This window comes from Streptomyces sp. NPDC033845 (genome assembly GCF_055576225.1).
Genome location: NZ_JBVIRI010000018.1, coordinates 105,915 through 116,699 on the forward strand (window position 1 = coordinate 105,915; position 10,785 = coordinate 116,699).

Here is a 10,785-nt window from a genome sequence, read left to right on the forward strand (position 1 = left end):
CGGGGCGTATCAGCGCAGGTCCGGAGGCTGAAGCGGAATGATCTATTCGGAATTTGGCATTCCGCATATAGGTCTGATAATGAACCAGCTGGGTGCTCCGGGAGTCCTATCGGCTCGAATTGGCGGCCCCTCGGGTGCTACAAATCAATCGAACATCTGTGACCTCCCTGTGTGTGGCCGAATCTCGGGCGCCACTCGGAGGTCCAGCCGACTGATTCCGGTCAGCCCCCTTCGGGGGTTGTCCGAACCCGACCCCGAGGAATCACTCAGTTGAGACCCTTCACAACGCGGGAGCATGACGCGGGAGCGCCGCTCTCGCGCAGGGCGCCCGTACTCACCGTGGCGACGGCTTTGGCCGCCGCCCTGATCGGTGCGATACCGGTGGTGGCCGCGGCCGCCCCGGCCGTCGCGCTCAGTGCCGCCAAGCCGAAGCCGAAGGCCCAGGACGCGGAGACCACCACCGAGACCGAGCGCAACGCCAAGGCCGCGGCCGAGGCCAAGCGGACCGGCAAGCGGGTCGAGATCGTCGCCGAGCGGACCGAGAGCGAAGAGCTCTGGGCCAACCCGGACGGCTCGTTCACCACCGAGCAGGCCGTGGTGCCGGTGCGTGTGCACCGCAACGGCAAGCTCGTCCCGGTGGACACCGGCCTCGCCAAGCAGAAGGACGGCCGGATCGCCGCCAAGGCGACCCGTAGCGGTCTCACCTTCTCCGGCGGCGGCACCTCCCCGCTGGTCACCATGCGCAAGGACGGCCGGGACATCAGTCTCAGCTGGCCGAAGCCGCTGCCGGCGCCGACCGTGGACGGCAACGCCGCCACCTACGCCGAAGTGCTCAAGGGCGTCGACCTGCGGGTCGAGGCGGACGCCAACGGGTTCACCCACCAGCTGGTGGTGAAGAACCGCGAGGCCGCCGCCAACCCGGAGCTGGCCTCCATCGACTTCTCCCTCAAGGGCAACGGCGTCACCGTCCGCAAGGAGGCCAACGGCGAGCTCAACGCCGTCGACCCCTCCGGCCGTACGCTCTTCAGCTCTGCCAAGCCCCAGATGTGGGACTCGGGTGCGGATCAGCCGGCCGCGGCGGGGGCTGCCGGTACATCCGCCAAGGACAAGGCCGAAGCCGCTGCGGGCGCCAAGGCGTCCGCCGGCTCCAAGGCTGCCCTCTCCGCTGCGGAGACCCCGGTGGCCCCGATGCCCCCGGTCGCCGACCAGGTGCCCGCGGTCGACGGCATCTCGCTCGGTACCAGCCAGGCCGACCTCGGTGTGGCGCTGAAGGGCGACAAGCTCACCCTGACGACCGACCGCGCCCTGCTCACGGGCAAGGACACCGACTTCCCCGTCGTCATCGACCCCAAGTGGCGGGACGACTGGAAGTCGGCGTACACGATCGCCTACAAGCACAACGGCATCGCCGGTACCGCCGACACCAACTACTGGAACGGCGGCACCCTCAGCAAGGAAGCCCGCGTCGGCTGCGCCAAGGACGCCGCTAAGGGCAACGCGGTCGTCTGCGCCAAGACCTTCTTCCAAGTGCCCATGGGCGCCGTCCACGGCAAGAAGATCCTGGAAGCCCGGCTGCTCATCCAGCAGAAGTCGGCGGGTGCCTGGGGCTGCAACTCCGGTGACATCCAGGTCTGGGACACCGGCACCATCTCCAAGGCGACCACCTGGAACAAGCAGCCGAACTGGACCCGTCTGGTGTCCGCCTCGGGCGAGTCCTACGGTGGCCGCTACTGCCCCAGCGAGGGCGACGGCCTCATCGACCTGGACGTGAAGTCCGCGGTCGTGGACGCCGCCAAGTACAAGTGGGGCTCCTGGACGCTGGGCCTGAAGGCCGCCAAGGACACGGTCGACGTGTCCTGGCGCAAGCTGAACCCGGACAGCCTCCGCATCTCCACCCGGTACAACACCGTGCCGGACCCGGTGTCCGGCCGGACCATGAACCCGTACGTCCCCTGCACGGGCGGCACCATCGGCAAGACCGACCAGATCGTCCTGAGCGGCAAGATCGAGGACGACGAGGACAACCTCCTGAAGGCGGAGTTCAACTTCTGGAGGGCCGACGACTACAGCGGCACCCTGAAGAAGGTGTTCGTCGACAAGGCCTCCGGCAGCGTGGCCACCGCCACGATCCCCGGCCCCTTCTCGGGCACCTACAAGTGGGACGTGAGGGTCTCCGACGGCACCGATGCGGGCCCGTGGGCAGGCCAGTGCACGCTCAACGTCGACGCCACCAGGCCGGGCAACCCTCCTGAGGTGGTCTCGGCGCAGTACCCGGCCGATGACGTGGAGAACCAGACCACCGCGCGGACCGAGGGAACGTTTGACTTCAAGCCCAACAAGATCCTCGACGTCGCCAAGTACCAGTGGCACACGGCCGACAACCCGACCGTGAAGACCGTCAACGCCACCTCGGTCGGCGGCCCGGCGCAGATCAAGTACACGCCGACGGCGGCCGGCCCGCACACCCTGTACGTGTGGAGCGTGGACGCCGCGGGCAACCGCTCCGACACCACCTCCTACACGTTCCACGCCAAGCGTCCGGCGGAGCGGGACAAGCACGGCGACACCAACGGTGACGGCATCACGGACATCTGGAGCGTGGACCCGGGCAACGGCTCGCTGTGGTTCGTGCCCGGCAAGGGCGGCGGCGCGTTCGGTGCACCCCGCCAGACGCCCGAGGGCAAGTTCAGCAACGCCACCTCCCTCACCCAGTGGGGCAGCTGGAACGGCGGCGACCACTACGAGGACCTGGTCGTCCTGCGGCCCTCGGCCGACGACCCGACCCTCAAGAAGCTGTACGTCTACCCGAGCAAGGGCAACGGCGACCTCGACTTCGTCGACGCCAACCGGGTCGAGCTGACGGCGACCGGCCCCAACACGGGCGCCGAGCAGCTGGAGAAGGCCGACCAGATCGTGGCGATCTCCAGCGTCAACGACGACATCGCCGTCGAAGCGGAGACCGGTGACGGCGTCATCGACGAGAAGGACAACCCGGACCTGCTGGTCCGCACGGGCGACGAGCTCTGGCTGTACTTCGGCTTCCCCACCGGCACCCTCGGCAAGCGGGGCCTGGAGCCGGTCCGGCTCGGCAACCTCGACTGGGCCAACATGACCCTGGCGGCCCCCGGCGACCTCAACGGCGACGGACTGCCGGAGATCTGGGCCCGCGAGAACACCACGGGCAAGATCCACCAGTACACCAGCAAGAAGACCACGGACACCGCGGCCAAGTCGGCCCTGGACCTGACCGTGTACGCGGACCCCGCCGTTCGCACCACCACCATCGGCACCGAGTTCTTCGGTACCGCCTGGCCGCAGCTCGCCAGCCTCGGTGACTTCGAGAAGGACGGGTTCCCCGACCTGTACTCGCGGGACCAGAACGGCGTGATCTACGAGTTCCAGGGCCGCGCCCCGATCAGCGGCAACGCCTTCGCCCCGGCCCGCCAGGTCGCCGTCGGCGGCACCCCGTGGACCCAGTGCGAGAGCGTCCCCGGCGTCGCGGCCAACAGCAGCTACCAGCTGTGCGGCCCGATCCTGTCCAAGTACAAGGCCAAGGGCGGCACCGCCTTCGGCAAGCCCTCGGGCGCCGTGGCCAACACCCCGGACGGCGGCAAGTTCGTCCACCTGCGGCAGACCGGCTACGCGGCCGACAACGTCTCCATCTACTGGCACCCGAGCACCGGCGCCTGGTCCGTGATGAACGGCATCCGCAACAAGTGGATCGCCCTCGGCGCGCAGGCCGGCTTCCTCGGCTACCCGACCTCCGACGAGGACAACACCTTCGACGAGACCGGCTTCTTCTCCACCTTCACCGGTTCCGGCGGCAACGGCGCCATCTACTGGTCGCCCGAGACCGGCTCCTGGTCGATCCACGGCAACATCTACTCCCGCTACCTGGCGACCGGCGGTCCGAGCCGGCTCGGCTACCCGACCACCGACGAGACGGCCACCACCGACGGGAAGTCCCGCTACAACCACTTCCGTCTGCGGACCCAGACCAGCGACACCGCCTCCATCTACTGGCTGCCGGGTGACAGGGGCTCCGCTCCCGTGTACGGCAGCATCCGCGCCAAGTGGCTCGCGGTGGGCGGCGGCGGCAGCTACCTCGGCTACCCGACCTCGGACGAGTACGAGATCCACAGCGGCATCCGCGCCGACTTCGAGGGCGGCTACATCCGCCACGACCGGGTCAGCGGCGTCACCCTGGACCACAAGCCGACCGACCGCACCGCGCACCTCCGCCACGAACTGGCGGGCGACTTCAACGGTGACGGTCTCAGCGACCTTGCGACCGTCTACGACCTGGGTGCCCGCACCGTCGGCCTCTACGTCCAGTCGGCCGAGCCGAGCGGCGAGTTCGCCAACCCGGACCCCGCCTGGATCAGCGGCAAGGGCCACTTCGGCTTCAACGAATCCCAGTGGGTCGCCGGTGACTTCAACGGCGACGGCCGTTCCGACATCGCCGCGCTGTACGGTTACGCCGACGGCTCCAACGGCATGTTCACCTGGCTGAGCCAGGCCGACGGCACCTTCAAGGTGCTGCCGCGCAGCGCCTACATCGCCCCGGGCAACTGGACCGCGAGCAAGGGCCGCATCGTCGCCGGTGACTTCAACGGCGACAAGCGCGACGACGTCGCGATGTTCTACGACCAGGGTTCGGGCGCCTCCGGCCTCCACACCTTCCTGTCGAACGCCGACGGCTCCTTCAAGAACTCCGTCGCGAGCTGGCGCTCCGCCAACAACGCGTGGACCTGGGGTCTTGGCCACGAGGTCGCCGGTGACTTCAACGGGGACGGCCGCGACGACATCCTCGCGATCTACTCCGGAAACTCGAAGGTGACCGCCTACACCATGCTGGGCAAGACGGACGGCGGCTTCGCCGCCCCGATCGCCTCGTGGACCCGCAACCAGGCCAACTGGAACTTCGCCAAGACCCGCTGGACCGCGGGCGACTACAACGGCGACGGCCGGGACGACCTGGGCGCCTTCTACGACTACGACGGCGGCAGCTCCGGCCTGTTCACCATGTTCGGCAAGACGGACGGCGGAGTCACCAACGAGGACTTCCGCAGCTGGTTCGTCGGAGCCGGCCAGTGGTACTCCACCTCGACCGGTGACCCGGCCTCCGGTGACACCGACGGCGACGGACGTGAGGACATCACGTTCATGTACAACTACGCGGTCGGCAAGACCTCGGCCTTCACCTACAAGGCCAAGGTCGACGGCGGCTTCAACCACTACGTCCAGGGCTGGACCGCAGAGGCCGGCCTCTGGTAGCCACCACGGTCTGATCCGATAGAAGGAACAAGACGAAGCCCCCGCCCGGAACATCCGGGCGGGGGCTTCTTCATTCGGCGGGCCGACCCTGTGGACGGGTCTTCGGCTCAGTCCTCGCGCCGCATGTCCCGCACGTGCTGGACGAGGCGGTCCGAGGAGACCGTGACGGCCTGCTCATCCGGTGTGCCGGCGAACTTGACCCGGTAGAGGTCCTCGGTGAGCCGCAGCACCAGACGATGGGTCTGGCCGCCGGCGCCGAGCGGATCGTCGCTGAGCCGCACCGTCCCGTGGGAGACGGTGGGGAACAGCGACCGCAGCCGTTCGTCCGCGTGGAGCATGCGGAGCAGGGGCCGTTGCTCCCTATAGAGCTCCGATCCCAGCACGACGGTCCACTGGAGCGGTGTGACATCGCCCGCCTGAAGCGCTCGGGCGAACAAGTCCAGCCGCATGAACTCGAACTCGCGCTCGAATTCGTCGAGGGGTGTTCCGGCTCGCCATGACGAGATCGCGTCGACGAGCCGGTCCAGATCCCCTGTCGAACCAGTGGCCCAGGTGAACCCCGGTACGCGGATGACCATCAGGAACAGTCGATCCTCGCCCGCAAGCCTGATGGAGATTCCGCCCCTGGCGCTGCCGAGTCCGACACCCTCGTGCGTCGGCTCGACGAATCCGAGGTCCCCCCCGCGCGAACGCGAGGCGGCCTCCATGGCCGGGGCCAGTCCACCTGACTCGAACACATCCGGGTAGAGCTCCCGGAGACGGGGGTTCAAGTTCCACATCTCGTCCATCAGCACCCGCAGTGTGGTAGCGCGCCGCCTCGGACACGACCCATATCACCCCTCAGTGTGGAGAGATCGGGCATCGCGGTACTCGGATCGGCCGTGATCTTTCCGTTGACCTTCGAGTACCAGTGGATCGAGTCCCAGGACCGTTGCCCGTTCACGAGGGCACGGGCAATATAGGCCATTTCCAAGTCCGTGGCATACCCGTCCTCCCCGTTGTCGAGGCCGCGCTGGGCTGCTTCCATGAAGTCATCGAAGCCGGCCCGGTTGACGTGCAGGGTCACGTTCGGGTCGACGATGGCCTTGCGGGCCGCCATGGCCCAGGCATCCTTGGGCACGTCGGAGAAGGTTTCGAAACCGTTCTCGGGCAGCTTCGCCCAGGCGTCGAGACCTTCGGACTGCCAGCCCAGGGCGACCTTGCAGTTGTGAACGAGGAGCGAGGTCGCACCGGCGAGGACGTAGTACGTGTGCTCGTTGGCGACCGTGAGGTTGTAGACCTTCTTCTGCTGGGTCCACTGCTTCACCTCGATGATCTGGACCCAGGTCCCGGACGAGGTACGGAGCCACTCGCCCGCGGTGAGGTCCGCCGCGTCCAGCCACTTGCCGACGGCCGGCGCCCAGAACGGGTGGAGGCTCGTCGCGGTCAGCTTGTCGGTCGCGTCTCCCTTGTCCCCGTCCGTGTCGATGGTGACCTCGACGAGGTGCTTCTGCCCTTCGCCGATGATCTGCCCGACGACCCGCTCGTTCGTCGTCTTCCCGGTCTCCGCGTTCGTGGCGACGACCTGGTCTCCGATGGCGACGTCCTCGATGGGCTTGGCGGAACCGTCGGCCATCAGGACTCCGGTCCCGGGCACGAAGCTGTTCTTGCAGCCGGGGGCTCCCGAGCCGCCGCTGTCGTTGTCCTTGCTGGCGGACTTCTTGGATCCGTCGGCCTTCTTGGACTCGGCGGACTTGGAGGCCTTGCCGTCACCGTCGGCCTTCTTGGCCTTCTGTGCGGACGCCTTGCCCTGCTTCGCGGCGGTCGCCTTGGCCTCATCGGCCTTCTTGGCCGCGGCCGCCGCTGCCTCTTGCGCGGCCCTGCGGGCCGCGGCTGCTTCCTCCTCCAGCTTTCTCGCCCGTTCGGCGGCTTCCTCTATCTGCCGCTTCCATTCGGCGAGGTCCTCGGCGTACTTCGCCATGGCCTGCTGGTAGCGCTCCACCCGCCGCAGGATGTCCCGTGCGAGAGAGATCTTCTGGGTCCAGCTGTTGAAGGCCTCCCAGGCTCGGTCGAGTGCCTTGATGATGCGCTTGGCGCGTCCCGCGAAGGGCAGTGCGGCGTCGAGTGCGAGGCCGGCGCAGGCGCCCCATGATCCGCTGAGGCAGTCGCGGATGTCGTTGTAGCCGGAGGCGTCCTTGAGGATGCCGACGACGACTTCGAGGGCGATGTCCAGGGCGCTCTTGCCCTGGATCATGCGTGCCCAGGCTGCTTCGGCGTCCGTGAAGTCCTTGATCGGCATCGTGGGAGGCGCGATCGAGAGACCGGAGGGGTCGCTGAAGGTGACCGGGGAGTTGTTGGCGTAGACGTACGGGTTCTGCTGCTTCGGCTCGCTGTGGTCGATGATCGGGTCGACCGAGAGGAACCGGCCCGTGGTGGGGTCGTATTCGCGTGCACCGAGGTGGACGGTCCCGATGGACTCGTCGACCTCGCCGCCGATGAACCCACGCTTGCCGGGCCACACGGTCGGGGCGGCGCCCCGCACCTCACCGTAGGGGGTGAGCTTGCGGCGGGTGACGGCCCCGGTCTTGGAGTCCACCGCGGTGGTCGCCGTGCCGTTGTTGTCGCCCATCAGGTAGGACGTGGTGGTCACGCCGTCCTTGACGGTCTTGACCATGGTCGGGCCGGCCGGGTGGGCGTAGTAGCGGGTGCCCTCCAGCTTGCCGGCCTTGGTCAGCTTGACCTCGGTGCCCGGCAGGTAGAGCGTAGTGCCCGTGGCGTCACGCTTGATCAGACGGTTACCGCCTCCGTCGTAGACGAACTCCGTGGACTCCGTCCCCTTGGTGACCTTGGCCAGCTGACCGGATGCGTCCCACTCCCAGTTCTGGGTGTCGCCCTGGATGGTGCGGGTCTTGGTGTTTCCGGTGGCGTCGTAGGTGTACGACTCGGTGCGGGATCCACCAGGTCCGGCCGTGTCGACCTTCTTGAGGCCGTTGGCGCCGGCCTGGCCAGGAGTGCCGTAGGTGTAGCTGCGGGTGACGTCCTTGGTGAGGTCACCGGTCGGGTCGTGCTGGATCTCCTTGGTGCGGTTGCCCGCAGCGTCGAAGCTGTAGGAGGACCAGTACGGGTTCGGCCCGCCGACCTGGGGCTTGCTGCCGGGGCCGGCCGCGTCGGGCTGGGCGGCGCAGTCGTCGGTGGCGGTCCAGGCCTCGTCCATACGACGGAGGTAGTCGTAGGCGAAGCACTGGGTGTCGACGGTGGGGCTGGAGCCCTCCTTACCGCTGATCTTCAGAATGTTGCCGACCGCGTCATAGCCGTATGACGTGTCGCTGATCGCGCTCGGCGACTTTTCCTGGGTGTTGACGGAGCGGGTCAGGCGGCGGGTCTGCTCGTCGTAGAAGTTCGACGTGTAGACCTGGGAGCCGGCCGCGCCGGTGTAGGTGCGGAGCACGTCGCCCATGGGCGAGTAGTCGACCTTGTCGACGAAGGTCTTCCCCTCGATGCCCATCATGGTGGGCAGTTCGAAGTGGTTGTACTTCATCGTGATGAGCTCGATCGGCAGGCCGCCGACCGCGGGCTGCTCGGTCCACTCGGTCAGACCGGTGTTGGCCCGGTAGCCCGAGGAGAACACGTAACTGCCGCCGAGCAGGCCTTCTTCGGCCGGGATGGTGATCTTCGAGCCGGTCGCCCGGTACTCGGTGTCGTAACCCGTGATCTCCTGCGTGTAGGCCTTGCCGTTCACGTACCGGGTGGAGGCCACCGGCAGGCCGATGGCACCGGGCAGGGTGTCGTAGGTGGTGGAGGTCAGCTTCGGACCGGTGATCGAACCCTCGTGGGTGGCGATGACCCGGTTGAACGAGTCGTACTCCGGCGCGATGGTCTTGCCGCGGCCATCCGTGGTGGTGGCGAGCAGGTCACCCCGACCGTAGGTGCTCGTCGTGGCGCCCTTGTCCGGGTCGGTCTGCTTGATCTTGCGACCGCGGATGTCGTACTCGAACGTCCACTTGTCACCCGCCTGGTTGACGACCGACTCCATGGCACCGCGCTGGTTGTACGCGTACGTCGTCTTGTCGTAGGCGCCGGTGGGGGAGTCTCCACGGAAGTGGCGGAGTTCGGTCTTGCGGCCGGCTCCGTCGAGGAAGGCGCGGGTGGGGGTTTCGCCGGTGGGCGGGTCGACGGTGATGTTGTCGCCGCCGTAGGTGGTGGTGGTGCGGGAGGTCTCCTCGCCGAGCTTGCGAGAGATCTGGGCGGTGGAGCGTCCGGATCCGTCGTATTCGGTGACGGTGGAGGAGGTGACCTCGTTGTCACGCGGCTGGAACTGGACGCCGGAGGCTTCGCCCGCGGTGTAGTAGGCGCCGTTGGACTTCCAGACCTGTCCGAGGCTGTTGTAGAAGGTGTCGGTGATGATGCGTCCGCCGGCCAGGGCTTCCATCTGGGTCTGGCGGATGCGGAGGCTGCTGTCGTAGATGTCGTAGCTGGTGCGGTACGTACCGTCGTCCAGCAGTGCCTTGTTGGTGATGACGACGGGACCGTCGGTACGGACGTCGTAGGAGAAGATCCCGTTCGGCGACTTCGTCGCCGGGCTCCGGGAGGGGGACCACACCTTGGCCAGGCGGCCGAGGGCGTCGTACTCCATCGTCTGACGGCGGCCGTTGGTGTCGGTCTTGGTCAGGATCGAGCCGCGGCCCTGGTCCGTCTCGGTGGTCTCGGTGTGACCGGCGTGATTGGTCGTCACCACCTTGGTGACGATCTGGCCGGAGGCCGGGGTGTAGTCGACCTTGGTGACCTTGCCGAACACGTCGGTGGTGGTCTTGGGGCGGCCGTATGCGTCGAAGGTGGAGCTGCCGTCCACCTGGTACTGCGGAGTGCTGCCGGAGTAGCCGGTCAGCGACTCGGTGGACTTCAGGTTGCCTGCGGTGTCATAGGACATCTTGATGTCCGAGGTGACGTCCGCCGGCCGCTGGGTGGCAGTGTCGCAGGCCTTGGCAAGGGTTTCGATGCGCTTCTGGCGGGCGATGATCCAGCGCGCTTCGTCGGACTCGTACTCGTAGCGGGTGCAGCTGTCGTCCGACGGGTCGGCGATGTCGCCGAGGCTGGACACCTGCTGGGCGATGCCGCGGTTGTCGTACTTGGTCTCCATGGCGGTGCGGCGCCAGCCGCGGCCGTCGGAGAGCAGGATCCGCGATTCGACCTTGCTGGTCTGCTGGACGAACGCCTGGAGGGGTTCGATGTCCTCTGCCGCTACTTCGCCCTTGCGCTGGCGGGTGGCGGTGGGTCCGTGGATCCAGGGGGTGTAGGTGGTGGCTGCTTCGAGGGCGCCGCCTTCGCCGTTGTAGGCGAGGACTTCGCGGGTCTGGCCGGCGTAGAGGCGGTGGTCGGCGATCTCGCCGCCCTCGGAGTCCTTGACCTTGACGGTCTTCTTGCCGCCGCTGGGGGTGGCGCGGTCGCCGTCGAGGCCGCGGAAGAAGAGGGTCTCGGTCATGGACCGCTTGTCGGGTGCGACACCGATGAGGGTGCGGACCTTGGCGTAGC

At 67.7% G+C, this 10,785-nt stretch carries 3 protein-coding genes; 1 reads left to right on the forward strand and 2 read right to left on the reverse strand.

Features of this window, described 5'->3' with window-relative positions:
• Positions 1-339 precede the first annotated feature (339 nt).
• Entirely contained in the window at positions 340-5,277 is a 4,938-nt protein-coding gene (locus ACZ50K_RS29990) for an FG-GAP-like repeat-containing protein (protein WP_468908603.1), read from the forward strand.
• Between the two features lie 107 nt (positions 5,278-5,384).
• On the opposite strand, the gene ACZ50K_RS29995 is transcribed toward ACZ50K_RS29990, so the two are convergent.
• Positions 5,385-6,071: a hypothetical protein gene (locus ACZ50K_RS29995; RefSeq protein WP_468908605.1), complete on the reverse strand. Its 687-nt coding sequence runs from the start codon at positions 6,069-6,071 to the stop codon at positions 5,385-5,387.
• Complete coding sequence (locus tag ACZ50K_RS30000; RefSeq protein ID WP_468908607.1) at positions 6,065-10,735, reverse strand: polymorphic toxin-type HINT domain-containing protein; 4,671 nt, start codon at positions 10,733-10,735, stop codon at positions 6,065-6,067. Before ACZ50K_RS30000 ends, ACZ50K_RS29995 begins: the two co-directional genes overlap by 7 nt.
• Positions 10,736-10,785 lie beyond the last annotated feature (50 nt).